Origin of the sequence: Pseudolysobacter antarcticus, assembly GCF_004168365.1 — a bacterium.
GTDB lineage: Bacteria > Pseudomonadota > Gammaproteobacteria > Xanthomonadales > Rhodanobacteraceae > Pseudolysobacter > Pseudolysobacter antarcticus.
This window is the reverse complement of the sequence record NZ_CP035704.1, coordinates 3,235,909-3,259,820: the sequence shown is the minus strand read 5'-3', so window position 1 is coordinate 3,259,820 and position 23,912 is coordinate 3,235,909. Positions and strand designations below refer to the sequence as shown.

Annotated in this window: 27 protein-coding genes; 17 read left to right on the top strand and 10 right to left on the bottom strand. The window is 57.9% G+C overall.

The genetic code is table 11. From position 1 onward, the window contains the following. The first annotated feature begins 3 nt into the window (after positions 1-3). Both ELE36_RS13970 and mazF read left to right on the top strand, forming a co-directional pair. Positions 4-246 carry an AbrB/MazE/SpoVT family DNA-binding domain-containing protein gene (locus ELE36_RS13970; protein WP_129834306.1) on the top strand — a complete coding sequence of 81 codons (243 nt, stop codon included), beginning with the start codon at positions 4-6 and terminating at the stop codon, positions 244-246. Then, positions 246-584, top strand: coding sequence for an endoribonuclease MazF (gene mazF, locus ELE36_RS13965; RefSeq protein WP_129834304.1), 339 nt, complete (start codon positions 246-248; stop codon positions 582-584). The genes ELE36_RS13970 and mazF overlap by 1 nt, the downstream gene beginning before the upstream one ends. Positions 585-632: 48 nt before the next feature. Here the strand turns inward: mazF and ELE36_RS13960 are convergent, their stop codons facing one another. The 6 genes from ELE36_RS13960 to ELE36_RS13935 all read right to left on the bottom strand — a co-directional run bounded on the left by ELE36_RS13960 (position 633) and on the right by ELE36_RS13935 (position 5,919). Next, positions 633-1,784, bottom strand: a complete 1,152-nt coding sequence (locus ELE36_RS13960) for a glycosyltransferase (RefSeq protein WP_129834302.1) — start codon at positions 1,782-1,784, stop codon at positions 633-635. A gap of 15 nt (positions 1,785-1,799) precedes the next feature. Continuing rightward, positions 1,800-2,210, bottom strand: coding sequence for a DUF2304 domain-containing protein (locus ELE36_RS13955; RefSeq protein WP_129834300.1), 411 nt, complete (start codon positions 2,208-2,210; stop codon positions 1,800-1,802). Beyond that, entirely contained in the window at positions 2,207-2,914 is a 708-nt protein-coding gene (locus tag ELE36_RS13950; protein ID WP_242512274.1) for a glycosyltransferase family 2 protein, read from the bottom strand. The genes ELE36_RS13955 and ELE36_RS13950 overlap by 4 nt, the downstream gene beginning before the upstream one ends. Positions 2,915-3,081: 167 nt before the next feature. Then, the gene (locus tag ELE36_RS13945; RefSeq protein WP_129834296.1) at positions 3,082-4,458 is read right to left on the bottom strand and encodes a hypothetical protein; all 1,377 of its coding nucleotides are present in this window, start codon (positions 4,456-4,458) and stop codon (positions 3,082-3,084) included. A gap of 74 nt (positions 4,459-4,532) precedes the next feature. Further along, a complete protein-coding gene (locus ELE36_RS13940) occupies positions 4,533-5,072 on the bottom strand; it encodes a hypothetical protein (protein WP_129834294.1) in 540 nt (179 codons plus the stop codon). 88 nt (positions 5,073-5,160) lie between these two features. Further along, positions 5,161-5,919, bottom strand: coding sequence for a hypothetical protein (locus ELE36_RS13935; RefSeq protein ID WP_129834292.1), 759 nt, complete (start codon positions 5,917-5,919; stop codon positions 5,161-5,163). Positions 5,920-6,224: 305 nt separating this feature from the next. On the opposite strand from ELE36_RS13935, the gene ispF reads away from it, so the two are divergent. The 3 genes from ispF to ELE36_RS13920 all read left to right on the top strand — a co-directional run bounded on the left by ispF (position 6,225) and on the right by ELE36_RS13920 (position 8,283). Continuing rightward, a complete protein-coding gene (ispF, locus tag ELE36_RS13930; protein WP_129834290.1) occupies positions 6,225-6,698 on the top strand; it encodes a 2-C-methyl-D-erythritol 2,4-cyclodiphosphate synthase in 474 nt (157 codons plus the stop codon). A gap of 88 nt (positions 6,699-6,786) precedes the next feature. After that, positions 6,787-7,845, top strand: a complete 1,059-nt coding sequence (gene truD, locus ELE36_RS13925) for a tRNA pseudouridine(13) synthase TruD (RefSeq protein ID WP_129834289.1) — start codon at positions 6,787-6,789, stop codon at positions 7,843-7,845. 216 nt (positions 7,846-8,061) lie between these two features. Then, positions 8,062-8,283, top strand: a complete 222-nt coding sequence (locus tag ELE36_RS13920; RefSeq protein ID WP_129834287.1) for a hypothetical protein — start codon at positions 8,062-8,064, stop codon at positions 8,281-8,283. 14 nt (positions 8,284-8,297) lie between these two features. Here the strand turns inward: ELE36_RS13920 and ELE36_RS13915 are convergent, their stop codons facing one another. Next, entirely contained in the window at positions 8,298-8,840 is a 543-nt protein-coding gene (locus tag ELE36_RS13915) for a Smr/MutS family protein (protein ID WP_129834285.1), read from the bottom strand. Positions 8,841-9,008: 168 nt separating this feature from the next. Between ELE36_RS13915 and surE the strand changes: the two genes are divergently transcribed. The 5 genes from surE (at position 9,009) to ELE36_RS13890 (ending at position 13,142) form a co-directional block, all read left to right on the top strand. Continuing rightward, entirely contained in the window at positions 9,009-9,785 is a 777-nt protein-coding gene (gene surE / locus ELE36_RS13910; protein WP_129834283.1) for a 5'/3'-nucleotidase SurE, read from the top strand. Beyond that, on the top strand, positions 9,782-10,459 hold the full coding sequence (locus ELE36_RS13905) for a protein-L-isoaspartate(D-aspartate) O-methyltransferase (protein WP_129834281.1): 678 nt from the start codon (positions 9,782-9,784) through the stop codon (positions 10,457-10,459). Before surE ends, ELE36_RS13905 begins: the two co-directional genes overlap by 4 nt. 95 nt (positions 10,460-10,554) lie before the next feature. After that, on the top strand, positions 10,555-11,160 hold the full coding sequence (locus ELE36_RS13900) for a YqaA family protein (protein ID WP_129834279.1): 606 nt from the start codon (positions 10,555-10,557) through the stop codon (positions 11,158-11,160). Positions 11,161-11,173: 13 nt separating this feature from the next. Further along, a complete protein-coding gene (locus ELE36_RS13895) occupies positions 11,174-12,136 on the top strand; it encodes a peptidoglycan DD-metalloendopeptidase family protein (protein ID WP_129834276.1) in 963 nt (320 codons plus the stop codon). A gap of 91 nt (positions 12,137-12,227) precedes the next feature. Further along, positions 12,228-13,142: a sigma-70 family RNA polymerase sigma factor gene (locus tag ELE36_RS13890; protein ID WP_129834274.1), complete on the top strand. Its 915-nt coding sequence runs from the start codon at positions 12,228-12,230 to the stop codon at positions 13,140-13,142. 77 nt (positions 13,143-13,219) lie between these two features. On the opposite strand, the gene ELE36_RS13885 is transcribed toward ELE36_RS13890, so the two are convergent. Together ELE36_RS13885 and yhbY are read right to left on the bottom strand one after the other, a co-directional pair. Continuing rightward, positions 13,220-13,588: an Mth938-like domain-containing protein gene (locus ELE36_RS13885; RefSeq protein ID WP_129834272.1), complete on the bottom strand. Its 369-nt coding sequence runs from the start codon at positions 13,586-13,588 to the stop codon at positions 13,220-13,222. A gap of 15 nt (positions 13,589-13,603) precedes the next feature. After that, positions 13,604-13,924 carry a ribosome assembly RNA-binding protein YhbY gene (gene yhbY / locus ELE36_RS13880; protein ID WP_129834270.1) on the bottom strand — a complete coding sequence of 107 codons (321 nt, stop codon included), beginning with the start codon at positions 13,922-13,924 and terminating at the stop codon, positions 13,604-13,606. Between the two features lie 342 nt (positions 13,925-14,266). On the opposite strand from yhbY, the gene rlmE reads away from it, so the two are divergent. From rlmE to ELE36_RS13855, 5 genes are all read left to right on the top strand, one after another. Further along, entirely contained in the window at positions 14,267-14,887 is a 621-nt protein-coding gene (gene rlmE / locus ELE36_RS13875; RefSeq protein ID WP_129834268.1) for a 23S rRNA (uridine(2552)-2'-O)-methyltransferase RlmE, read from the top strand. An 83-nt stretch (positions 14,888-14,970) separates the two neighbouring features. After that, complete coding sequence (gene ftsH / locus ELE36_RS13870) at positions 14,971-16,893, top strand: ATP-dependent zinc metalloprotease FtsH (RefSeq protein WP_207215785.1); 1,923 nt, start codon at positions 14,971-14,973, stop codon at positions 16,891-16,893. 63 nt (positions 16,894-16,956) lie between these two features. Further along, the gene (folP, locus tag ELE36_RS13865; RefSeq protein ID WP_129834266.1) at positions 16,957-17,856 is read left to right on the top strand and encodes a dihydropteroate synthase; all 900 of its coding nucleotides are present in this window, start codon (positions 16,957-16,959) and stop codon (positions 17,854-17,856) included. Positions 17,857-17,908: 52 nt separating this feature from the next. Continuing rightward, positions 17,909-19,273, top strand: coding sequence for a phosphoglucosamine mutase (gene glmM, locus ELE36_RS13860; protein ID WP_129834264.1), 1,365 nt, complete (start codon positions 17,909-17,911; stop codon positions 19,271-19,273). 6 nt (positions 19,274-19,279) lie between these two features. Then, on the top strand, positions 19,280-20,218 hold the full coding sequence (locus ELE36_RS13855; protein ID WP_129834262.1) for an isopenicillin N synthase family dioxygenase: 939 nt from the start codon (positions 19,280-19,282) through the stop codon (positions 20,216-20,218). A gap of 66 nt (positions 20,219-20,284) precedes the next feature. Here ELE36_RS13855 and ELE36_RS13850 read toward each other — a convergent pair whose 3' ends face one another. Then, positions 20,285-21,106: an SDR family NAD(P)-dependent oxidoreductase gene (locus tag ELE36_RS13850; RefSeq protein WP_129834260.1), complete on the bottom strand. Its 822-nt coding sequence runs from the start codon at positions 21,104-21,106 to the stop codon at positions 20,285-20,287. A 185-nt stretch (positions 21,107-21,291) separates the two neighbouring features. Here ELE36_RS13850 and ELE36_RS13845 point away from each other — a divergent pair, with 185 nt between their 5' ends. Together ELE36_RS13845 and tpiA are read left to right on the top strand one after the other, a co-directional pair. Beyond that, on the top strand, positions 21,292-23,049 hold the full coding sequence (locus tag ELE36_RS13845) for a hypothetical protein (protein WP_129834258.1): 1,758 nt from the start codon (positions 21,292-21,294) through the stop codon (positions 23,047-23,049). A 94-nt stretch (positions 23,050-23,143) separates the two neighbouring features. Then, positions 23,144-23,902 (top strand): triose-phosphate isomerase, encoded by a 759-nt coding sequence (gene tpiA, locus ELE36_RS13840; RefSeq protein ID WP_129834256.1) that lies wholly within the window; start codon positions 23,144-23,146, stop codon positions 23,900-23,902. The last annotated feature ends 10 nt before the right edge of the window (positions 23,903-23,912 follow it).

The window sequence follows — 23,912 nt, the reverse complement described above, 5'->3', positions numbered from 1 at the left end:
CAAATGCGCGTGCTGGTAAAAAAGTGGGGGAATAGCGCATCAGTCCGCATTCCTGCCGCCATTATGGATGCAGCAAGCTTGAGCCTGGACGATGTCGTGGATGTTCGCGAGGAAGGCGGCAGCATTGTCATTGAGCCGGTACGCCCGAGCGAATTTGATCTTGCTCAACTGCTGGCTGATATCACCCCGGAGAACCTGCATACCGAGATCAGTTTCGGCAACGCCGTCGGTAATGAAGTATTTTGATGGCTCGCCGTTACGTGCCTGACGCGGGCGATATCGTATGGCTGCATTTTGATCCGCAAGCCGGCCATGAGCAGGCGGGGCACAGACCGGCACTGGTGCTTAGCCCGTCGCTCTACAACAGCAAAACGGGGCTGATGCTCTGCTGCCCAATGACCACGCAGGTGAAAGCTTATCCATTTGAAGTATTGATTGCAGGTACGCGTTTGGGCGTGGCATTGGCCGACCAGGTTAAAAGTCTGGATTGGGTTGTACGCAGGGCCAGCTATAAAGGCAAAGTTTCGACTGCCGAATTGGCAGAAGTTCGGGCGAAGATATTTTCCTTGCTCGGGAAATCGTGAAGCGTTTGATACATCTCTTTTGAATGCCCGGAATTGCGCTGAGCCGTTTTAATCCAAACCTAGCAACGTTCGATACAGTTTCTGAGTTTGCGTCGCAACTGCGTGCATGCTGAATTCTTCGTGCCAGCGTTGCCGTCCGGCTTGACCGAGTCGAATGCGAAAGTCGCTATCCTCCTGCAGGCGCGACAAGGCGCTGGCCAATACATCGGCATTCCCTGGCGTGACCAGCAAGCCTGTTTCTCCATCGCGCACCACATGGCTCACGCCTGAGCCGGGAATAGCGCTTGCGACCACCGGCAGGCCCGCGCGCATGGCTTCCAGCAGCACCAGGCCGAATGCCTCGCTGCGTTCGATCGATGGCAGGCAGAACACATCTGCGCTCGCATAGGCTGCTGCGAGTTCCGCATCGTCGATGGCGCCAGCGAAACGTACGCGCGCAGCGATGCCGATATCCTGCGCGAGTTTTTTTAGCGCAGCCTTGCGCTCGCCGCTGCCGACCAGCAGCAATACTGCTGCGGGCGTTTTGGCGAGGGCATGCAGCAAAATATCATGGCCTTTGTAGTACGCCAGGCGTCCGACGGCGAGTAAGCGCAACGGTGCAACCATCCCGATATTTTCCGGCCAGTTGCAGCTTTGTGTGGGCGGCGAAGTTGCACCAAGGCCGAGTGGAATGATCCGCGTTTTATCGCGCCACGGCGCCAGCGCGGCGCTGCTATCGAGATAACGCCTGGACGTTGCAATGATCGCTTTCGCCCGCTGCAGTAGTGCCTGTTCCCACGGACGATACAAACGATACGCCAGGCGCAGTTTTCGCTGGGCGGCATCTAGCGGTACATCCGAATGCCAGTGAATTATCCACGGCAAGCGTCGCGCCGCCGGGCTTAGCAATGCCCAGAACGCCGAGGTGTTGGGCAAATGCAGATGCAACAGATCAGGTTTGAATCGCAGTATCGTCCGGCTTAAGAGCCACGGAAACGCCGGGCTGATCGGCGCGTAGACGAATTGACCATGACACGCCGCCAAGGTCACATCGACTCCGTTTTTTATATAACGCTGCGTGTGATGAATGCCCGGCGCGGTATGTGCCAGCACCGCCGTGGCGGTCTGATCCTGCACCACGGTTTCAGCGAGTTCTGCGCTGAAATTTTCTATGCCGCCAGGGTAGGGCGGATAAAACTTGCCGATATGCAATACGCGCATGACTGGCGCTGGCAGCTATTCGTTTTCATGCCAGTCGCCGTCTTCTGGCAACTGCGTCGATATGGCGGGATCAGTGATGCTTGATGGGGCTCGCTGGGTATTCATCTCGGCTTCGAGGATCGCGATTTTTTGCACGAGACGACGCAGCTGGCGTTCCTGCCGCGAGCGCTCGATATCCAGTTGCAGCATGCGCAGCAGGATCATCGAAATGCCGACGATGATCGGCACCACCGGCGCGTAGCTGATGCCGGTGATCACGCCAAGCCATGGCACCACCGAAGGGAACACGCCAAGAATCAGTGTCGCCGCTGCTACGCCAAGCCACCACAGCGCGTAAGGGCCGTGCAGGTGATCGCGGCGCACCAGAAACAGGATGGTACCCGCGAGTAATACACCAAGCACTGCCGCTGTGAGTTGCGCGGTCATGGCGCCGATTTCTCCGCGCGCGATGCATCGGCGCGGCTGCCAATGCGCGCGATGCACAACAGCGTCGTGCGCAACATGTAGCGGGCGACCAGCCGCCACGACGCAAACACGCGTGAGCCGCCGAACTGGCGCGGTGACATTACGGTAGGCACTTCGTCAATCAACAACCCGCGTTTCTGCAGCAGCATCAATACGCCGATATCCTGGTAGTCGAGCAAACTCGCCTCGCGCGACGCGAGAATTTGTATGGCGCGTAAATCGTAGACTCGCAGGCCCGAGGTGAAATCATGCACCTTCAACCCGGTCAGCAGGCGAAAATATTGCCATGCCACGCGTTTCGCTATGCTGAGCCGTTGTGCGTAGGTGCCGATGGTTACGTTCGCTTTTGATTGATGATGCGCTTGCAGCAACGCCGGGAGTTCTTCGGGCTGGTGCTGACCATCGGCATCGAGCGTGAGCACGCAATCATAGCCATGACGCAACGCGTAACGGATACCCGCCTGAGTCGCGCCCCATGCGCCGAGGTTCACTGCGAGATCCAGCACCTGCGCACCGGCTGCGCGGGCGACCGTTACCGTCGCATCGCTGCTGGCATCGTTTACAACGAGCACGGTGCAATCCAGATGTTTGCGCACGCCTGCAATCACCGCAACAATGGTGTTTTGCTCGTCGCGCGCGGGCATCACAGCGAGGCAGTATTGCATTGAAGAAGCAGGTAAGTTCATGCAGTCCAAACTATAACGTAGCGTAAACATTAACCTGAAAGATCGCAGGGTTTGCGCCATTGCAATAAACGCAGCAGTACGCTGTTGATACACTCGAAACTACCTCAATAGCCAGTGTAGACGTGCGCGTTGGCTGCGGAGTTTCCCTACTTGGCTAGAATCTTTTGTGGGCTGCTGAGATCTTTTTTCAGACCATTGGAGTCAATCAAACCAATGTAATACCAATAGACGTGGCCAGAAATTGCGCTGGCGTCACGCCATTGGTACGACGATCCATTGTCCTCGTCGTTTATGGCAAGGATCGTATCCTTGTTTACTCGAAGATAATGTCCCTTTTCAGTTTCGCTGCGGTAGATGATATAGCCATACACTGCATCCTCATGCGCCACAGCCCATTTCAGCAGCGGTCCATTTCCTTCAGGAGCAGCAACACTTGCCGGTTTCGTGGCAAGATGAAGTGCACGTTTCAAGTCGATAGGCTTGTTTTCGACAGGCGCATTCGATGCACTAGTCGCGGCATTGCTGCTCTCGGTCGTTTTTTTATCGAGATTGCGAATTTCGGTGTTTTGATTGAACAACATGCCTTGCAAGTTGATCGGCAGATTCTGCTTCAATTCGGGGATATGCAGAACAACACGGCCTGCGATTGAACCGGTTGGCTGATCATCCAGAATATGCAGACGCAGAAGTTTGCACCCGTTCGTTTTGGGTTTGCAGTCCACGACCTCGGCTTTTGCCACCACACGATCAAATTCTATTTTATCGACGCTGAAATCTTTTTCTGACTGGCTCGTCAAGCGAATCAGAGATTCGTTGTTGTTGCCTTTGAACATCAGACCAAGACCGAATGGATTTTGTGCGGGTACGACATCACCGTGCACATCCGCTTTCACCTCGACAGATATACCGGGCTGTAGCTTTGAGTTGGTGCTGAATTTTACAAATTCATCAATTATGCCCAGTGGCGCGTTTTGCTTCAGCGTCACACTGATGCTTTTTCCTGTATCCGCAATGGTGACGTCAAGAAAATCGGGTTTCTGCATAATCGAGGTCAGTCGAAAATCCGCCACTTCATGGCTCTCGAATACAATGGATTTTGTTGGCGCCACGGAAGCGCGTGCCGAGGTCACATCGAAATCGATTTTCGCTGCAGGTTTATCCAGCACTGACTGCACGAATCCGCGCGCAACATTGGTACGCTTGGCGGAAGCTGTGTTGTCGGTAGTGACATTGAACCAATGCTCGGCGCGGCCGAGATCATTTTCAACGTGGACTTCCACCTCGAAGTACGCCGTGCTTTTGGCTGCAATCGTCGTAGCGGCCGGCCGAATAATATCAGCCGAACGCAGCGCGCTTGCACTCAGTACCTTGATAGGTTTGTCAGTGGTATTGGTGTACGCAAGCGTACAGCGTGCGATGGAAAACTGATAAACCTCACCGAATTCGCACGGTGTCACCGTCAGCGGAGGCAAATCAGCCGTTGTGGCTAATGCAGCGATACTTGCTAATAGGGTCGTCAACATAAATTCATAGGATCATCAACATAAAAAAAGCCCACCCGTTGCCGGGCGGGCTTTTTAAGAGAATTGCAATTAGCTTATTGTACGGAGAAGCTTTGCAAAGCAACTGGCAAAGTGCCGTTCGCTCCGATCTGGAAAGCGCCACATGCTGCCGCGCCACCCGCTGCATCGGTAGCGTCAATCTGTGACCCGCCTACTGCCAAAAAGTATGTGCCAGCGGCTACAGTGGTAATATTCGCACCGCCTGCACCTACAACGCCGGTCTGCACGCAACCGCCACCATTCAGGCATGTGCCGCTATAAAGGTACATCGTCGGATGCCACGTGGCCGTATTTGCTGTGGCACCTGTGAACGCAATACTGGTCGCGCGCCCGCCTGTACCAGGTGCTGAGAGAGTAATTTGGTAAATTACCTGTGGTTGGTTAGATACGACCTGCGCTCCGCCACAAAAGGCATCAACTTGATTGCCATTGCCGCAAGTAGTTCCGCTGGCAGTCGGAGTAGGGCCTACCAAAGTAGTCGTATCCGGCGCAGCACATGTGCCGCCTACGGCAAATGCAGCTGCCGGTACAAACGCACACGCACTGCTAAGCAACAGCACATAGATATTCTTCATACTCGCATCTCCGATTATATTAAAATCAATTGCAATTATTTTTTTAGGGGTATGTCTGATCCGGAAAGAAATTAATCAATTGGATCAATCAATATCCGATATAGGTTTGACGACGTGAGTCAAATGTGTCGAAGGATACAATCTGACCGCTATGACCAGAAGATTGGGTTGGGCTGGGAGACGCGAGACCCATCGTTGTAGTCTTTGCACCCACCCAAGCTGAATTGTCTATGCCTGTTACAGAGCCTGATACTGCGGGTTCTGTCGTGCCGGACGGAGCGTTAATCCAATAGCGAATGCTACCGTTGGCTCCCGAAGTTGCCATCAGGACATCGAATTCTATCCTGTTTACCCCGGCGGCCAAGGTAATAGCCCCCGTAGTGGCGGTGCATCGATAAGTGGTGCCGTTGTTGCAAGACCAATTAAAAGATAGGCGATTACCACTCGCAGCAGGAACCAGATTTACTGCGATGATACCTCTGCGCCCATGGACTGTCGTGGCACCTGAAGTCGTCAGTAAGTTCACACTATCGGTACTGGCCAAGGCGCCGAGGGCGCTTGCATTCACCAAGAACTGAAATCGATAACGTGGTTCATTGGCTGGACTGGTATCCGTGACCGTAGCTTGATCAGCAGAGTCTGTTCCTAGCGTGGCGTCAAGCTTGCAAGCCGATCCATCCAAGCCGGTGCCAGACACTGCTAACGTGCCACCGCCGAGCGCAGAAGCTCCGCCACTCCAAGGAAGAGCAGCTACAGCTGGGCAAACCGCAAACGCACTACCAGCCACCGCAAAACTTGCCAGACCGAGTACAGCCAGTGCCAGCGATTTCATTTTGAAAGATTTCATGAATTTCTCCCGTTGAACCGTGTGGTAGCGCTTGCCCCATCGCCGGCTTATTGCTAAAGCCATTACCCGAACACTTCGAAGGGTAGTCAAGTTTCTGAGCAGCGTCAACCATGTAGACGCTATTCCTCGACACACTCCGCACTATTCGGGATAAGAATCCCCGCACCCTGTTCGGGTACTCACTGACAATAACGCATACTAGCGGCAAAACTGGACACGGATTTTGCAACTGGCTTGTTCCGAGGGCCGCGCTGGTTGCGGGGTTGGGTGCGGCGGCCAGTTTAACCCCCTAAGCAGGAGTCAAAATGCGGATAGGCCAAGGTTATGACGTGCATGCTTTCGGCACGGGCGATCATGTGGTGCTGGGGGGCGTGCGGATAACGCACGAGCAAGGTGTGGTTGCGCATTCCGACGGCGACGTGATCATTCATGCCCTGTGCGATGCGTTGCTCGGCGCGCTGGCGCTCGGTGATATCGGCCAGCATTTTCCGCCGACCGATGAGCGCTGGCGTGGCGCGGATAGTCGTATGTTTCTGCGGCATGTCGCGCAGCTGATCCACGCACAAGTCTATCGTTTGGGCAATGCCGATGTGACAGTAGTGTGCGAGCGCCCGAAAGTGGCGCCCCACGCGCTGGTCATGCGCGGCAATCTCGCCGCCGATCTGGGGTGCGATATTCAACAAGTCAGCGTGAAAGCCACCACCAGCGAAAAACTTGGCTTTACCGGCCGTGGCGAAGGCTTGGCAGCGATGGCTGTGGTTCTGCTGCTGCCGATGTAGGTGCCGCCTCGGAAATAGCTTTCGATGCGGGGTGAGTGTAGCGATCACCCTTCGCGCTAAAATGTAACATTCTTCTGTCTGAGATTTTATGTCTGAATCCGAACTCCCGCGAGCGCACGGCGGCGCGTCTTTATGCGGCATATTGCGCGCAACACCTGATGATTTTCTGGTCGAGGAGGATCTCGGTTTCACCCCGAGCGGCGCTGGCGAGCACGCGCTGGTGGTGGTCGAAAAACGTGGCGCGAATACCGATTGGGTGGCGCGCCAGCTCGCGGCGTTTGCCGGCGTAGCTCCATTTGCCGTGAGTTTTGCAGGCTTGAAGGATCGGCACGCACTGACGCGACAGACGTTTTCGTTGCATCTGCCCGGCAAGGCCGATCCGGATTGGGCGCAGTTGCAGAACGCCGAGTTTCGTATTCTCGATGCGCAACGTCACAACCGCAAACTCAAGCGCGGTGCGCTGAAAGGCAATAGATTCCGCATCGTATTGCGCGAAGTTGGTGGTGATCGAGCCGCGACGGAACAACGCCTGATCGCGATCGGCGCGCACGGCGTGCCGAATTATTTTGGCGAGCAGCGCTTCGGTCGCAATGGCGGCAATGTGGCGCAGGCGCGCGCGATGTTCGCCGGGCGACGCGTTGAGCGCAGCATGCGTGGCTTGTTGTTATCGGCGGCGCGTTCGCATCTGTTCAACCATGTGTTGGCCAAACGCGTTGCGGCTGGCAACTGGAATCAAGCGCTGTCGGGCGATGTGTGGATGCTGCACGGCAGTCATGCGATTTTCGGGCCTGAGCCTATCAGCGATAACATCCAGCGTCGGCTGCATGAAGGCGATATTCATCCAACTGCGCCGCTGTGGGGACGCGGTGCTTTACGCAGCACCGACGATGTCGCGCTATTGGAACAGGCGGTGATGCAGCGTGATCCCGATCTGGCTAACGGGCTGGAAACGGCAGGCCTCGAGCAAGAGCGCCGCTCGCTGTGCTTGCGTCCGCGTGATCTGGCTTTCGAGTGGCTGCCGGAAAATGCGCTGGCGGTAAGTTTCTGGCTGCCGGCTGGTGCGTATGCCACCACCTTGCTGCGCGAGTTTTGCGACTATCGAACCGCGCAGACATTCGTCGCCGACGAGTCGGCTGAACTTGAGTGATTTTCTGCACTTGTCTGGCGTAAATGCCGGTCTATACTGGATTCGCCTCGCATCGCAGCTGGCTTGATTTGCGGGATACATCGCGCAGCGGAAGCACGATGTAATTCATCAGGGTGTAGTTCCGTTTACTAATCGCAGGTGGTGGTGTTGGCAGGCCGTTTGCTGTCATGCCAAGCACGACTTGGCTGCGCATAAGCATCACATCGGAGATAAGCCATGAAAGTTGTCATGTTGGTGGTCATCGCTGCATCGTTTCTCGGACTTGGCGGTTGCGCCGCTTCCGGCTCGTCATTGGCGCGCGCGGATTCGATGGATGCGAATATCGATCAGGAAAAGATCGTCACGGTAAATCAGTGGTCACGCGATCACGGTGCCACGACGATCTGGGTAACCCTGCCGACCAAGCCCAGAGTCACGCTGGCCAAAGAAACGCTCTGACATTGCGACAGTAGTCACGGGCGTTTGAGCAACACCAGCACGGCGCCCGTTCCGCCCTCGGCCGACTTGGCCGAGGCGTAGGCCAACACGTCATCGCGTTGTCGCAGCATGCGATCGGTCAGGCGCTTCAATACCGGGCCGTCGGCTTTCGAGCGCAAACCCTTGCCGTGGATGATTTTCACGCACAGGCGGCGTTCGCGACGGCACTCATTGAGAAAGCTCGCGATCGCTTCGCGCGCCACCACGGCGGTCATCTGATGCAGATCGAATTCATCGTCGATACTGAAATGCCCGCGTTTGAGCTGGCGTAAAACTCGCGACGCCACGCCAGCTTTGAGATAACTCAACTCCTCGCCGACCTCTATTTCGGCCGGATCGATCAGCGAAGTCATTAGTTCCGTGCTGACGCTGGCTTCGTCTTTCAGAAACTGCTCGGGCACCGGCTCGCGACGTGCGGTTTCGATCGCCACCTGCGTGGTTCGCAGACGACGCAACGGCCCGACCGCGGCATGAAACAGGTCGACATCTTCCGGGCTGGGTTTGGGACTGCGTTTCATTGTCTGGGCATGTGCTGCGCGAACCTGCGCGCACGAATGTAGCAGAGTCGAATGCGGAAATTCGGTATAGTTGCAAGCTGTGCACGGCGCGTCGTGCGTTGTATTGCGGCTCTTGCCGCTATGCCGAATCGGCATCTTCGTGCGCGGCGCCGACAACAAGGATAATGAATGCGAGTTCTGGTAAGTAACGACGACGGTGTGGATGCGCCGGGTATCCATGTGCTGGCGCGTCGTCTAGAAGCGATCGGTGAAGTCACCGTGGTGGCGCCGGATCGTGATCGCAGCGGCGCCAGCAATTCGCTCACGCTCGATCAACCGGTGCGCGTAACGCGCATGGAAAACGGTTATTACCGCGTCGCCGGCACGCCCACCGATTGCGTGCATCTGGCCTTGGCCGGACTGCTGGACTACGAACCGAATATCGTGGTGTCGGGCATCAACAATTCGGCGAATATGGGCGATGACGTGATTTATTCCGGCACCGTTTCCGCGGCGATGGAAGGACGTTTCCTCGGCCTGCCGGCGATCGCGGTATCGCTCGCGGCGAAGGATCACAAAGGTCTGCATTTCGCCACGGCCGCCGAAGCGGCGCTGGTGCTGGTAAAGCGTCTGCTGGTCGATCCGTTGCCGGCCGACACCATTCTCAACGTCAACGTGCCCGATTTGCCATGGCACGAGATTCGCGGTTTTGCGGTCACACGTCTCGGGCGGCGGCATCGTTCGGCGCCGTGCATCGCGCAGACCGATCCGCGCGGCCGTCCGATCTACTGGATCGGCCCGGCCGGTGAGGAAGACGACGCCGGCCCCGGTACCGATTTCCACGCCGTGCGCGATGGTTATATTTCGATCACGCCGATCCACGTTGATCTCACGCGATATCAGGCGCTGGAAAAAGTCGGTGGCTGGGTCGGCACCTTGTCCCTGGATATCGAGCAGCCCGCATGAGTTTGTTTGCGCAATCGACGCCCGAAGCGCGTGGTCTCGGCATGACCTCGCAGCGCGCGCGCGATCGATTGATTGATCGGCTTGAAGCCGAAGGCATTCGCGATCGTCGCGTGCTCGATGTGCTGCGGCGTTTGCCGCGCCACCTGTTCATCGAAGAGGCGCTGTCCTCGCGCGCCTACGAAGACACCGCGTTGCCGATCGGCAAAGGCCAGACCATCTCGCAGCCGTGGGTGGTCGCGCGCATGACCGAGGCGCTGATTGAGTTCAGCGTGCCGCAGCGTGTACTCGAAGTGGGCACAGGTTCGGGTTATCAGGCCGCGGTTTTGGCGGCGCTGGTGGAGCGCGTCTACACCGTCGAGCGCATCGAGGAATTGCTGCGCCAGGCGCGTCGGCGATTTCGCAAAGTGGGCATCGAAAACCTGCGTTCCAAACATGCCGACGGCAAACTTGGTTGGCCGGAAGAAGCACCGTTCGATGCGATCATTGTCACCGCCGCTGGCGCGCAGATCGAGCACGCATTACTCGATCAACTCGCACCGCACGGCGTGCTTGTGGCACCGATCGGACCACCCGGCGAACAACAATTGCTACGCGTGCGTCCGGGCGAGAACGGGCGCATCAGCGAGTTTCTCGGCAAGGTAAGTTTTGTGCCATTGCTCGGTGGCGTGAGTTGATCCGGTTGCGTTTTTACCGCGTCGAAAAAATCCTGGCGTTGTGAATCATCTGCTTGCGCCTGCAGCGTCCACCCCTGAACGAGATTTCCACACCGATGCAAATTTTTCGCCCGATGTACGAGATGGCGCTGCGCTGGGCCGCGCATCCGCAAGCCCCGAAACTGCTGGGTGGCCTGAGTTTTGTCGAGGCATTCATTTTTCCAATCGCGCCCGAGGTCATGCTCGCGCCGATGGTGCTGAGAAAACCGCAGCACTGGGCGTGGTACGCCTCCATCAGTCTGGTCTGTTCGATGTTCGGCGCGTTCGTCGGTTACGCGCTCGGTCATTTTGCGTTCGATATGCTGCGCCCGATGCTGGCCGATATCGGCTGGCTGCCGACGATCGATGCACAGGTGGAAAATTTGCGCACAGCGATGCTCGACAATCCGTTCAAAGCGTTCTGGTTATTGGTCGCGGCGGGGTTCATTCCGATCCCGCTGAAGTTTGCGACGTGGGCCTGCGGTATCGTCGGTGTGCCGATGCTCGCCTTTATTCCGGGCATGTTGATCGGTCGCGGCAAGCGTGTGTTTGCGGTGGCGGGCGCGATTCGCCTCGGCGGCGCAAAAGCCGAAGCCGCGCTGCATCGCTGGATCGAATGGATCGGCTGGGGCGTGCTCGTGCTGATCGCGGCACTTGTGATCTACTTCCGTTATCTGCGTTGAGTGTGGTTTGCGCATGAATGAAAAGGATGGCTCAGCGACCGGCGAAGCGCGCGCGTTCACGTTTGTCCGGCTGATCGGCTGCGTGATCGTGGCGGCAGGCTTGTCCGGTTGCGGACGCCAGGATGTCGTCAGCCATTCGCCGCCCGGCGACGAGCCGCATGTCACGCATGCGCCAGTCAGGTCGGGTGTTGCGGCACCTGCATTCGTCGAAACCTATCGTGTGGTGAAGGGCGATACCTTGTTTGGCATCGCATTCCGGCATGGCGTGGATTATCGCGATCTCGCGGAATGGAACGGCATTGCCGCACCGTACAAGATCTATGTCGGTCGCGAATTGAAAATGGGGCCAGCTGGCAGTGCGATGCCAGCGTCTTCTGTGGCTGCGGTTTCGCCGCCGCCGTCGCCTTCGACAAAACCGCTGGCGAACAACAAGCCGGATATTCCGCCGCCATCGCCAAATTTGTCCGGCTCGGTATCATCGACTCCGGCCGCACCGGCGACATCCACAGCTACGGCGGTCTCATCGGCAATATCCTCGCCACAGCCTGCTTCAACTTCGTCACCCGTCACCGCGACGACAGCGAAAGAACCCGCAACATCGGGTGGCACGACATGGCGTTGGCCAAGCAAAGGCGCGATGATTTCCGGCTACGTCGCTGGCGATCAGACTCGCCAAGGTGTCGATATCGCGGGCAAGGCCGGTGACCCGGTCACGGCGGCGGCGGACGGCAATGTGGTTTACAGCGGCAACGGCTTGGTCGGTTATGGCGAGCTCATCATCATCAAGCACAACGATACGTTTCTTTCGGCGTACGGCCACAATCGCAAGCGATTGGTCGAAGAAGGCCAGCGCGTTACCGCCGGGCAACAAATTGCCGAAATGGGATCGAGCAGCGCGAGCCGCGACATGCTGCATTTCGAGATCCGCAAGAACGGCAAGCCGATCAATCCACTCGATTACCTGCCATCGCGCTGACGGTTCGAGATCGGTGCGGCTGGCGTGAAAAAATTTCCGTATTCGTGTCTGCACGCTGCCTTCGCTGCGCCGAGCGGAGTATTCTCGCGGCATGACTGAGATCCCCGCCAGCGACGACGATCTACCCGCCGAGGATCTGCTCGAATTGCTCGATGCGATCGAGCCGCATGACGATGCCGCGCGCAGCTCGACCAGTCTTTACCTCAACGAAATCGGTCTGATTCCGCTGCTCGATGGCGCGCAGGAAATCGTGCTCGGTGAACGTGTGCGCGCTGGTGACAAGGATGCGCGACGGCTGATGATCGAAGCCAATCTGCGCTTGGTCGTAAGCGTGGCGCGCAGTTATGTCGGACGAGGCGTGCCGCTGCTGGATCTGATCGAGGAAGGCAATATCGGCCTGATCCGTGCTGTCGAAAAATTCGATCCGGATCGGCGGCTGCGGTTTTCTACCTACGCTATGTGGTGGGTGCGCGAATCGGTGCAGCGCGCGTTGATGCATCAGGGCCGCACCGTGCGCGTGCCGGTGCATGTGCTGCGCGAACTTGCGTCGGTGTTGCGCGCCAGTCGTGAGCTCAATCAGCGTCTCGGGCGCATGCCGAGCATCGAAGAACTCGCGCGCGCTGTTGGCAAGACCAATGCCGAAGTATCGGAGCTTTTCAGTTTCAACGAGCGCATAAGTTCGCTCGATGCGCCGCGATCCGAAGAAGACGAGCGCGCGCTGATTGATCAGATGGTCGTGCACAGCACACCAGCGAATGCGCTGGATGACCATGCTGCCGTCGACGACGTTGCGGGCGGCCCGCTCGGCGATCTTTTGCAGCATTTACCCGAGCGCCAGCGTGTGGTCGTGGAACGGCGTTACGGATTGAACGGCCAGCACATTCAGACTCTCGCGGAAATCGCGCTGGATTTCGGTCTCACGCGTGAACGTGTGCGGCAGATTCAAGGCGCGGCGCTGAAACGTTTGCGTGTGCTGGTCGAAGCCAGCGAACACTCGGAGCTTTGATCGCATTGGCGTGCGCAAATCGCGCCGAGAGTTTTACCTAACACCCAATACGCAGCGCGATTTTTCCGCGCGAAGATTTATAGGAAAAACGCCGCAACCGCGCGCCGACCTTCGCTGACCAGCACATTGAACGTGCGGCTGGCGGCGGCGTTGTCCATCACCTCGATGCCGATGCCGCGCTGCAGGAATTGCGCGAGGATCGCCTGGCTCGGAAACACGATGCGCGCACCGGTGCCGAGCAGCACGACCTCAGGTTTCAGTTCGAGAATCGCGGCGATATTTTTTTCATCGAGTTCGCCAACCGTGCGCACCGGCCAATCCTCGATCGCGCGTTCCGCGCTGAGAATAAAACTCGCGTGGAGTTCGCGATCGACCACGGTAATCGCATCCGCACGACAATTGCGAATGAACAGATATTCTTCGGGGCGATTCAGCGAAAGTTGCATGAACGTTGCCTTCGATCAGTTCGGCAACGCGAGCACGGGTTCTTCGCTATTGCGGCGGAAATACAAGGCAACGCGACCCACGCTTTGCACAACTTCGGCCTGACCCGAATCGGCCATCGCCGCGATCTGGCTCTTGCGTTCGTCGCGATCTTCGCTCGACAGTTTTACCTTGACCAGTTCGTGGCGTGCGAGCGCGCTGTCGAACTCTTTCAGCAGCGATTCGGTGATGCCTTTGTTGCCGACCATGATGACCGGCTTGAGCTGGTGTGCCAGGCCGCGCAAGTAGCGGCGCTGGGTATTGCTGATTCCCTTGCGGGCAGATTGAGTGACGCTCATTTCCGGATTCCTGTTATTGCTTGCATGCTTGTTCGATCCCGACGAGCCACAGTTTTGGCGGGATTGCGCGACTGGATTTTGGCGCGCAAGTGGTTGCGGAGTGGTGTCGCCAAACCGGATCAACCACGAACCTGAACCAGCCGCTGAACTAAAAACCGGCCACGCCGGGCGTGAAAGGGTATCATGTCGCATAGCAGCAACCCATGCCTGAGCATCGCTGGACGCTGACAGTGCCCGGATCGTCGCCGCGTAATCGGCGCAACTCCAGTCGGACTATCTCCGATTCACTGCTCTTGCGCGCGTCGTCACGCTTCCCTTGAATCATCGATCGAGTTCGTAAAAATGCAACGCAGCAAGAGCAGCCAGCGCTGGCTCAAGGAACATTTCGACGATCCCTACGTCAAACGCGCGCAGGCTGAAGGCTGGCGCTCGCGAGCGGTATTCAAACTGCAAGAATTGCTTGAGCGCGATCGCCTGCTCAGGCCCGGCATGGTCGTGGTCGATCTTGGTGCAGCGCCCGGCGGATGGTCGCAAATGGTGCGTGAACAGCTGAAGGATGCCGGACGCATTATCGCGCTGGACATCCTGCCGATGCAGGGTATCGCCGGGGTCGAGTTCATCGAGGGCGATTTTCGCGAAGACGCGGTTTTGCACGCGCTCGAGGCCAGCCTGCACGGCGAAAAGGTCGATCTTGTGCTATCCGATATGGCCCCCAATATGAGTGGTGTGGAGATGACGGATCAGGCACGCTCCATGCATCTGGCTGAGTTGGCGCAGGAATTCGCAGCGTTGAACCTCAAGCCCGGTGGCACGTTTCTGATTAAGCTGTTTCAAGGGCGTGGTTTTGACGAATTCTTACGGAACTTGCGTACAGGCTATGAGCGCGTCAGCATCCGTAAACCAAAAGCCTCGCGCATGCGTTCCAACGAGGTGTATGCGCTCGGCGTCGGCAAGCGTGCATAGAGCGTTTTGCAAAAACGAGTCGGGCGAATTGCAACAGAATTACAGTCAAACTTCTTCAAGATCTTTTGAGCGAGCGTAAGCACATGAACGATATGGTCAAGAATTTGTTGCTCTGGGGCGTAGTCGCCCTTGTGCTGCTCACGGTGTTCCAGAGTTTCAACCCGAAGGGTGCGGGTCCTCAGGACATGTCCTACTCCGATTTTCTCGGGCAGGTCGACAATAACAACGTCGCAAAGGTGATGATCCATAACGATCACTCGACGATCGAGGGTACGCTGCGCAGTGGCGCGCCGCTCAAGGTCAATGCGCCGTTCGACGAAAAATTGGTCGATCGCCTGTTGTCGCACAAAGTCGAAATCAAGCAGGAAGCCTCGGATAGCGGTTTCTCGCTGTGGCGCGAGCTGCTGAGCTGGGTGCCGTTCATCGTGATCTTCGGCGTGCTGTTTTATTTCATGCGCCAGATGCAGTCCGGCGGCGGTGGCCGCGGCGCGATGTCGTTTGGTCGTTCACGCGCGCGCTTGCAGGGCGAGGATCAGGTCAAGATCACGTTTGCGGATGTCGCTGGCGTCGACGAAGCCAAGGAAGAAGTGAAGGAACTGGTCGAGTTCCTGCGCGATCCCGGTAAATTCCAGAAGCTTGGCGGGCGCATTCCGCGCGGCGTGCTGATGGTTGGTTCGCCGGGTACCGGCAAAACCCTGCTCGCGAAGGCGATTGCCGGCGAAGCGAAAGTGCCGTTCTTTATCATTTCCGGTTCGGATTTTGTCGAGATGTTCGTCGGCGTCGGCGCAAGCCGCGTGCGCGACATGTTCGAGCAGGCGAAGAAACAAGCGCCGTGCATTATCTTCATCGACGAAATCGATGCCGTAGGTCGCCATCGTGGTGCCGGTCTTGGTGGCGGGCATGACGAGCGCGAGCAGACCTTGAATCAGTTGCTGGTCGAGATGGATGGTTTCGAAGGCAACGAAGGCGTGATCGTGATCGCCGCAACCAACCGTCCCGATGTGCTCGATCCGGCGCTGTTGCGTCCGGGCCGTTTCGACCGCCAGGTGGTTGTGCCGCTGCCGGACGTGCGCGGTCGCGAGCAGATCCTGAAAGTGCATATGCGCAAGGTACCGATGTCGACCAATGTCGAGCCGGCCGTGATCGCGCGTGGCACCCCGGGATTCTCAGGTGCCGATCTCGCCAACCTCGTCAACGAAGCGGCGCTGTTCGCTGCACGCGAGAATGCGCGTGAGGTCAATCAGGGCCATTTCGATCGCGCCAAAGACAAGATCATGATGGGCTCGGAACGCCGCTCGATGCTCATGAGCGACGACGAGAAAAAACTCACCGCGTATCACGAAGCGGGCCACGCCATCGTCGGGCGCATCGTGCCGGATCACGATCCGGTCTACAAAGTCACGATCATTCCACGCGGCCGCGCGCTCGGCGTAACCATGTATTTGCCGGAAGGCGATCGTTACAGCCACAGCAAGCAGTTTCTCGAAAGCCGCCTCGCCAGTCTGTACGGCGGGCGTGTTGCCGAGGAGCTGATTTTCGGTCAGGACAAGGTCACCACTGGCGCCTCGAATGACATCCAGCGTGCGACCGCGCTGGCACGCGACATGGTCACCAAATACGGCCTATCGGAAGAACTCGGACCGATGACCTACAGCGACGAGGACGAAGAAGTTTTCCTCGGCCGTTCGGTCACGCAACACAAACACGTGTCCGAAGAAACCGCGCGCAAGATTGATGTCGTCGTGCGCAGCGTGATCGATACCGCCTACCACCGCGCGCGCGATATTCTGACTACGCACACCGAACAATTGCACATGATGGCGGATGCACTCTTGTTGTATGAAACCATCGATGCGCTGCAGATCGACAGCATCATGCAGGGCAAAAAACCCGGTCCGCCACGCGACTGGAACGACAACAATACACAGGGCCCTGGTCCAGGTGCGCCGGTATCGGACTTCGGCAAGAATGCCGGGCCGATCGGTGGACCCGCTGCGCAAACCTGAGATCCGAATCCGCGCGAGGAATCCATCCTCGCGCGGATTTTTTCGAGCTGACTCAGTCTTGCGATGCTGACATTTGTTCCCACTCTCGATTGCCGCGGTCGCAGCCTCGCGCTGGATCGTACGCGCATCTGCGGCATCCTCAACATCACACCGGATTCGTTCTCGGACGGTGGCGCATTTTCGGATACCAGCAGCGCGATTGCGCACGGTCTGGCGCTGGTCGAGCAGGGCGCGGATCTGCTCGACATCGGCGGTGAATCGACGCGGCCGGGCGCAGTAGCGATAAGTGCTGATGAAGAAATCGCACGTGTCGTACCCGTGATCGAAGCGCTGGCCGCGCAGACTCAAGTGCCGATCTCCATCGATACCAGCAAACCCGAAGTGATGCGCGCGGCCGTCGTAGCGGGCGCTGGTTTGATCAATGATGTTTATGCCTTGCGTCGTCCCGGTGCACTAGATGCCGCCGCTGAACTCGGCGCCGCCGTGTGCCTCATGCATATGCAGGGCGAGCCGCAGACGATGCAGGAAAGTCCACAATACGACGATGTGGTCGGCGAAGTGCATCGATTTCTCGCCGAACGTTTGTTTGCCTGCCAGCTCGCCGGGATCGACAAGAAAAAACTGCTGGTCGATGTCGGTTTTGGTTTCGGCAAAACGCTCGAACACAATCTCACCTTGCTGCGCCAACTCGAAAAATTCAAGACTCTCTATGTGCCTTTATTGGTCGGGCTTTCGCGTAAATCGATGATCGCGAGCTTGACCGGTCGTTCGTCCGCCGAGCGTGTATTCGGCTCGGTCGCCGCAGCCTTGATCGCAGCGCAGCGTGGCGCCGCGATTGTGCGCGTGCACGATGTCGCCGCGACGCGCGATGCGCTGGCGATCTGGCAGGCGGTCGATTCCGGCGCCGCTGCGGCAGTGAAATCGAAACCCGCGGCAACATCGCGGCTGTGGGATGACGATTAGCATCGCGCGCCGGAAGCACTACACTAGGCGACCCAGCATCGAACAGTTTGCGATGACTCAGAAAAAATATTTCGGCACCGATGGTATTCGCGGGCGCGTCGGCCAGTGGCCGATCACGGCCGAATTCATGCTCAAGCTTGGCCGCGCGATCGGCGTGGTGCTGGCGGACAAAGATACCCACGCGACCGTGCTGATCGGCAAGGACACACGCATTTCCGGCTACATGTTCGAGTCCGCGCTCGAAGCCGGCCTGGTTGCGGCGGGCGCCGACGTGCAGTTGCTAGGCCCGATGCCGACGCCGGCGGTGGCATATCTCACGCAAAGCCTGCGCGCGAGCGCTGGCATCGTCATCAGCGCATCGCACAATCCGCATTACGACAATGGCGTGAAGTTTTTTTCGGCGAAAGGCGAAAAACTTTCCGACGAAATCGAGCTTGCGATCGAACGCGAACTTGATGCGCCATTTGCCACGGTCGAATCCGAACATATCGGCAAGGCCGTGCGCATCAACGATGCCGCGGCGCGTTACGCGGAATTCTGCAAGACCACGGTGAGCACGGAATTGACCTTGCGCGGCCTGCGCATCGTGCTCGATTGCGCGCACGGCGCGACGTATCAGATCGCCCCGAAATTGCTCGGCGAGCTCGGCGCTGAAATCATTCCGATGGGCATCCAGCCGGACGGTCTCAACATCAATCGCGATGGCGGCTCTACCCATCTGGAGCCGCTACAAAATGCCGTGCGCGAATATCGTGCGGATCTTGGCATCGCGTTCGACGGCGACGGCGATCGCGTGCTCATGATCGATGCCGATGGGCAGAAAGTCGACGGCGATGCGCTGGTTTATATTCTTGCCTGCGACTGGCATGCGCGCGGTGAATTGCGCGGCCCGGTGGTCGGCACCGCGATGAGCAATTACGGATTGGAGCAGGCGATCACGGCGCTCGGCGTGCCGTTTCTGCGCACTCATGTCGGTGATCGCCACGTCATGCAGCAACTGCGCGAACACGATGGCATCCTCGGCGGCGAAGCCTCGGGACATATTTTGTGCCTGACCAAATCCAGCACTGGCGATGGTTTGGTTAGCGCGCTGCAGATCCTCGAAGTGATGGTACGTTCTGGAAAGTCACTCGCCGAATTGTGTCGCGGCCTGCAGCGGATTCCGCAGACCACAGTGAATATTCCGGCAGCCGGCGGCGCCGCGTTGCTCGCGGATGTAGAAGTGCAGCGTGTTTACGGCGCCGTGCAACATGAGCTGGCCGGTCGCGGTCGCGTGGTTTTGCGACCCTCCGGCACTGAACCGCTGGTGCGAGTTACCGTGGAGACCGAGGATGAAGCCGAGGTCGAGCGACTAGTCGAACAGCTGGTCGCCGCCGTAAAATCAGCCGCCACCCGAATCGAAACCGCCGCCGAGTAATCAATCATGCAAAAACATGTGCCCACGCTGGATATCCGCCGTTACGAAACTGATCGCGATGGATTTGTCGCCGAGCTCGGCGCCGCGTATCGCGAATACGGTTTTTGCGGCATCAATGGCCACGGCATCTCGCCGGCGCTGATCGATGATGCGTATCGTGTGTTCCAGCAATTTTTTGCATTGCCGCTGGAGGCCAAGCAGCGTTACCAGATCAAAGGCAGCGGCGGCGCGCGTGGCTACACCGCTGTCGGTGTGGAGACCGCGAAGGATAGCAAGTATCCCGACCTCAAAGAGTTCTGGCATATTGGGCGCGAGATTCCACGGGATTCGAAGTACGCCGACGTGATGCCGCCGAATATCTGGCCGAGCGAAATCGCGGATTTCCAGCGTTACGGTTACGGATTGTTTGACGCGCTCGACCGGCTCGGTTCGCGCGTGTTGCACGCGCTCGCGCTGCACATCGATTTGCCGGAAAACTATTTCGACGACAAGACCAACAACGGCAATTCGATTCTGCGTCCGATTCATTATCCGCCGATCACGCAGCTGGATATTCCGAACGTGCGCGCCGGTGCGCATGAAGATATCAACTTCATCACCTTGCTCGTTGGCGCCAGCGCGGCCGGCCTGGAAGTGCTCACGCGCGAAGGCGATTGGTTGCCGATCACCACGACGGGAGACGCGATCGTGGTGAATATCGGCGACATGCTGCAGCGCCTGAGCAACCACGTTTACCCGTCGACCACACATCGTGTGACCAATCCGCAAGGGCCCGATGCACGCAAGCCGCGTTATTCGGTGCCGTATTTCCTGCATCCGAATCCGGATTTTCTGATCGAAACCTTGCCACAGTGCGTGACTGCGGAAAATCCGAATCGATATCCCGAGCCGATTCTGTCGCACGATTATCTGATGCAACGATTGCGTGAGATCAAGTTGATTTAAGGGCTGAGAAGATCCGCAGTCGGATAGAGGGCGAAACGAAAAATCGTCGCGTTCTGTTGCGACTCGCTATTTTCCATCCTGCACGCGAAAGCGTTTCGACTGGCGTTGAATCATCTTTAGCGCCATGCGATCCGGCAGGTGTTTGCCGAAGAAACGAAGCAGGCGATTCACGCGGCCATTGATGTAAACGACATCGCCGCGCTCGACCGCATCCAGGCCTTGGCGCACAACGACATCGGCATTCATCCACATGAAGTCTGGCATCTTTGAAACGACGCCGCGCGCGCCGCTCACGTCGTGAAACTCCGATCGCGTGAAGCCCGGACATAAAGCGCAGACGTGAATACCGCGGCTCGAATTTTCCAGCGCGAGCGATTGCGAAAACTTGATCAGAAATGCCTTCGCTGCGCCATACAAAGTATTGCCTGCGCTGCCCGGCATATGTCCGGCCAGCGAAGCGACGTTGACGATACGGCCGTAACTGCGTTGCTGCATTCCCGGCAACAGCAGGTAACAAAGCTCGACCGGCGCTGTCATCAGCACCTGGATAAAATCGGCATGTTCCTGCCATGCGGGCGCCGTCAATTTGCCGGGCACGCCGTAGCCCGCGTTGTTGATGAGCACATCGATGGCGATGCCGCGGTGATGGATTTCCTCGACCAGTGCACGTGCTGCGGCCGGATCGGCGAGATCGGCGGAAATGCATTCGATCGCGACGGCATGTTTTGCCTTGAGCTCATCGGCCAGCGCATTGAGCCGATCCAGGCGTCGCGCGCTCAACACCAGATTCACGCCTCGCGCCGCCAGTTCACGTGCGAATTCGCTGCCGATGCCAGCCGATGCGCCTGTCACCAAGGCCCAGTGCGTGTTTTTTTGTGGTGTGTTCATGGCTGTATTGCCTCTCGATCGGAGCACGAGCGTAACGTCAAGTTTGCATGTCTGCAAAAGGCGATGTATCTCGAGCGCAATTTTGGTGAGGCCAGATCGAAAAATCCGCAGGCGCCGTCGGTGGCTGTTGTGTCGGTGTCACATGATGGGAGAATGCGCATCAACATGCGCTACGAAGAAATGGAATGACCACAACCACGTTTTACCCGGAACGATTTTCGCGCCTGCTAGCCGGCTTGGCGTTGTGTGCGATCACGGCGTTGGTCTATTGGCCGGCATTACGCAGTTATTTTGTGTTCGACGACTTCACCTTGGTTACGTATTCGCGTCTGCTGCGTAATCCGCTATTGCCGTTCGTGCAGGAGCATTTTCCGGGCAGCCCATATTTTCGCCCGCTCGGCATGGCGCTATGGTGGCTCAGCGTGCAGTGCTTCGGCAATGCGATCAAACCGCAATACGCGATCAATCTGCTGCTGCATATCGCGGTCACTCTGGTGCTGTGGCGATTGTTGCGCACACTGACCAGTCATCGTTTGCTGGCATGGCTAGTGGCCTTGCTGTTCGCGGTGCACCCGATTGCCATTGGTACCAGCCTGTGGCTTGCAGATCGTTTCGATTTGCTCGGCGCATTGTTCGGTTTTGCGGCTTTGCGCGCGGCGTATCGCTACCGGTCCGCTGCGAAACTGCGTTACCTGCTACTGACCCTGATGTTGTTGTTGCTGGCGCTGGCGGCGAAAGAAACCAGCCTGGTGATGATCGGCGCCATCGGCATAGTGTGGATTTGGCCGCGTGCCGATAGTCAGCGATATTGGTCCGGGGAGGTGCGTGCTTCGGCCTTGCTGCTTGCGGTAGGAATTGGCTGGTTCGGCTGGCGCGCGTGGATGGTCGGTTTTTCGCCATCTGGAAGTCTGGTGAGCGATGCGCCGTTGCTGCAGGTAATCGCGAATGGTGCGATGCGTTGGGGTGAAGATTTCTTACGTTATCTGGTCGCGTGGGCGCGACTACCGCTCGTTGCGCAAATTGTCTTTACGGTCGCTGCGCTGGTGGTGATTGCGGCATCGATCAAGGCCGCCACCCATACTCGGTTGGTGCTGCGCAGCGAATTCACTTTGAAGATCGTTAGTGCATTGATATTGATCGTCCTTGCGGCCTTGATCCAGGCGCCAATGGCGCTGGTCTGGCCGCAGCAGATTGCAGCGTCGCTCGACGCAAAATTTACTGCCGTACACTCGAGATTGTTTTATTTTTCGCTGGCTGGTGCAGCCATATTGGCGGCGGTGTTGCTGGATCGACTCATCGGCACTGATCCAGGCGCCGTCAAAGTGCGAATGCGCATGTTTTGCGCTGGCGGCGCGATGCTGATTGCATTGTCCTGGGGGTTCGCATCCCATCAACTCGCGCATGACTATCGCCGTGACTCGCGTGCGCTGCAGCCGTTGGCAGAAGCCGCGACACTTGCCGTCGAACAAGCAACGCTGCCGACGCAGCATTGTCAGATTTATTTGCTCAATATCGGGCCGGAGTGGGGGCTCGCTTTCAAGTCGATTGCGGATGAGGTGGTTAAGGCGTTATTGCGCGATATCAGCCGCGCACAGCATTGTCTGATTCAATCCGAATACACACCGTGGCTGCATCTGCTGGCGCAAACATCAGTGACGCCAGCAAGCGTGGCGCCGATGTTGCCGATCTATCGAAATGGTTTGCAAGTGCCGTGGCTGGATATCGGTGGGGTGCAGGTTGCGTATCTGAATTTGTTTCCTAGCACCGACGCGCGTGAATTGCGCGATGCGCTGTTTTTCTCATATCGTCAGGGGCATTTCGAAGATATCAGCGCCGCTGTTCGCGCCGGAGAATATGTAGTGCATTTCACCTGCGCGCGCTCAGGAAGGCAATGCGTATGCCCCGGCGATGGTTGTCCGGCCGGTAATCCGCTGCCACCCTGAATTGCGGACAAGGGCGCGGTTCACTGGATTTGCTTGCTGCAAGACATGCCGACAGCTATCCTGCGCGACCTTGATTGCACCTGAAACCATTCTGATGCGCAAAAAGCTGGTCGCCGGAAACTGGAAAATGCACGGCTCGCGCGTGCAAGCCGAAACGCTGGTGCGGGCGATCATGGCGGCGCGTGGTTTGTCTTGCGATGTCGCGGTATTTCCGCCGGCGCCGTATCTGTCCGATCTGATCGCAATCACCGCTGACAGCGGACTTGCGATCGGCGCACAGGATTGCAGCGAACATGCGCAAGGCGCCTACACCGGCGAAATCGCAGCGAGCATGCTGGCCGATATCGGTTGTCGTTTTGTGTTGGTCGGACATTCCGAGCGCCGTCAATATCATGCCGAGAGCAATACCTGCGTGGCGGCAAAATTTGCCCAGGCGCAATCCGCAGGATTGATTCCGATTCTGTGTGTCGGCGAAACCTTGCAGCAGCGCGAAGCAGGGCAAACCGAGCAGATCATCGCGGCGCAAATCGATGCGGTAGTAGAATCCAGCGGGATCAACGCATTCGCCCAGGCGGTGATTGCGTATGAGCCGGTCTGGGCGATCGGAACCGGATTGACGGCGAGTCCGTCGCAAGCACAATCGGTACATGCTTTCATACGTGGCAAACTGCTGCGCGAGGATGCTACAATCTCCAACTCGGTGCGTATCCTGTACGGCGGCAGTGTCAAGCCGGCGAGCGCGGTCGAGCTGTTCGCCGAGCCGGATGTCGATGGTGGTCTGATCGGCGGCGCGGCTCTTGTCGCTACGGATTTTCTCGCGATCTGTGCTGCGGCACAGGCGCATGCAAGTTAACTGAACTCAT

Bases quoted from the DNA above. Each gene is read 5' to 3' on its own strand.
- folP (WP_129834266.1), top strand. From the start codon at position 16,957: ATGCTGACATTTGTTCCCACTCTCGATTGCCGCGGTCGCAGCCTCGCG.
- ELE36_RS13895 (WP_129834276.1), top strand. From the start codon at position 11,174: ATGAATGAAAAGGATGGCTCAGCGACCGGCGAAGCGCGCGCGTTCACG.
- ELE36_RS13915 (WP_129834285.1), bottom strand. From the start codon at position 8,840: ATGAAACGCAGTCCCAAACCCAGCCCGGAAGATGTCGACCTGTTTCAT.
- ELE36_RS13900 (WP_129834279.1), top strand. From the start codon at position 10,555: ATGCAAATTTTTCGCCCGATGTACGAGATGGCGCTGCGCTGGGCCGCG.
- ELE36_RS13970 (WP_129834306.1), top strand. From the start codon at position 4: ATGCGCGTGCTGGTAAAAAAGTGGGGGAATAGCGCATCAGTCCGCATT.
- ELE36_RS13960 (WP_129834302.1), bottom strand. From the start codon at position 1,784: ATGCGCGTATTGCATATCGGCAAGTTTTATCCGCCCTACCCTGGCGGC.
- ELE36_RS13940 (WP_129834294.1), bottom strand. From the start codon at position 5,072: ATGAAGAATATCTATGTGCTGTTGCTTAGCAGTGCGTGTGCGTTTGTA.
- rlmE (WP_129834268.1), top strand. From the start codon at position 14,267: ATGCAACGCAGCAAGAGCAGCCAGCGCTGGCTCAAGGAACATTTCGAC.
- glmM (WP_129834264.1), top strand. From the start codon at position 17,909: ATGACTCAGAAAAAATATTTCGGCACCGATGGTATTCGCGGGCGCGTC.
- ELE36_RS13885 (WP_129834272.1), bottom strand. From the start codon at position 13,588: ATGCAACTTTCGCTGAATCGCCCCGAAGAATATCTGTTCATTCGCAAT.
- ELE36_RS13890 (WP_129834274.1), top strand. From the start codon at position 12,228: ATGACTGAGATCCCCGCCAGCGACGACGATCTACCCGCCGAGGATCTG.
- ELE36_RS13945 (WP_129834296.1), bottom strand. From the start codon at position 4,458: ATGTTGACGACCCTATTAGCAAGTATCGCTGCATTAGCCACAACGGCT.
- ftsH (WP_207215785.1), top strand. From the start codon at position 14,971: ATGAACGATATGGTCAAGAATTTGTTGCTCTGGGGCGTAGTCGCCCTT.
- ispF (WP_129834290.1), top strand. From the start codon at position 6,225: ATGCGGATAGGCCAAGGTTATGACGTGCATGCTTTCGGCACGGGCGAT.
- surE (WP_129834283.1), top strand. From the start codon at position 9,009: ATGCGAGTTCTGGTAAGTAACGACGACGGTGTGGATGCGCCGGGTATC.
- ELE36_RS13855 (WP_129834262.1), top strand. From the start codon at position 19,280: ATGCAAAAACATGTGCCCACGCTGGATATCCGCCGTTACGAAACTGAT.
- ELE36_RS13950 (WP_242512274.1), bottom strand. From the start codon at position 2,914: ATGCAATACTGCCTCGCTGTGATGCCCGCGCGCGACGAGCAAAACACC.
- mazF (WP_129834304.1), top strand. From the start codon at position 246: ATGGCTCGCCGTTACGTGCCTGACGCGGGCGATATCGTATGGCTGCAT.
- truD (WP_129834289.1), top strand. From the start codon at position 6,787: ATGTCTGAATCCGAACTCCCGCGAGCGCACGGCGGCGCGTCTTTATGC.
- ELE36_RS13920 (WP_129834287.1), top strand. From the start codon at position 8,062: ATGAAAGTTGTCATGTTGGTGGTCATCGCTGCATCGTTTCTCGGACTT.
- tpiA (WP_129834256.1), top strand. From the start codon at position 23,144: ATGCGCAAAAAGCTGGTCGCCGGAAACTGGAAAATGCACGGCTCGCGC.
- ELE36_RS13935 (WP_129834292.1), bottom strand. From the start codon at position 5,919: ATGAAATCTTTCAAAATGAAATCGCTGGCACTGGCTGTACTCGGTCTG.
- ELE36_RS13845 (WP_129834258.1), top strand. From the start codon at position 21,292: ATGACCACAACCACGTTTTACCCGGAACGATTTTCGCGCCTGCTAGCC.
- ELE36_RS13905 (WP_129834281.1), top strand. From the start codon at position 9,782: ATGAGTTTGTTTGCGCAATCGACGCCCGAAGCGCGTGGTCTCGGCATG.
- ELE36_RS13850 (WP_129834260.1), bottom strand. From the start codon at position 21,106: ATGAACACACCACAAAAAAACACGCACTGGGCCTTGGTGACAGGCGCA.
- ELE36_RS13955 (WP_129834300.1), bottom strand. From the start codon at position 2,210: ATGACCGCGCAACTCACAGCGGCAGTGCTTGGTGTATTACTCGCGGGT.
- yhbY (WP_129834270.1), bottom strand. From the start codon at position 13,924: ATGAGCGTCACTCAATCTGCCCGCAAGGGAATCAGCAATACCCAGCGC.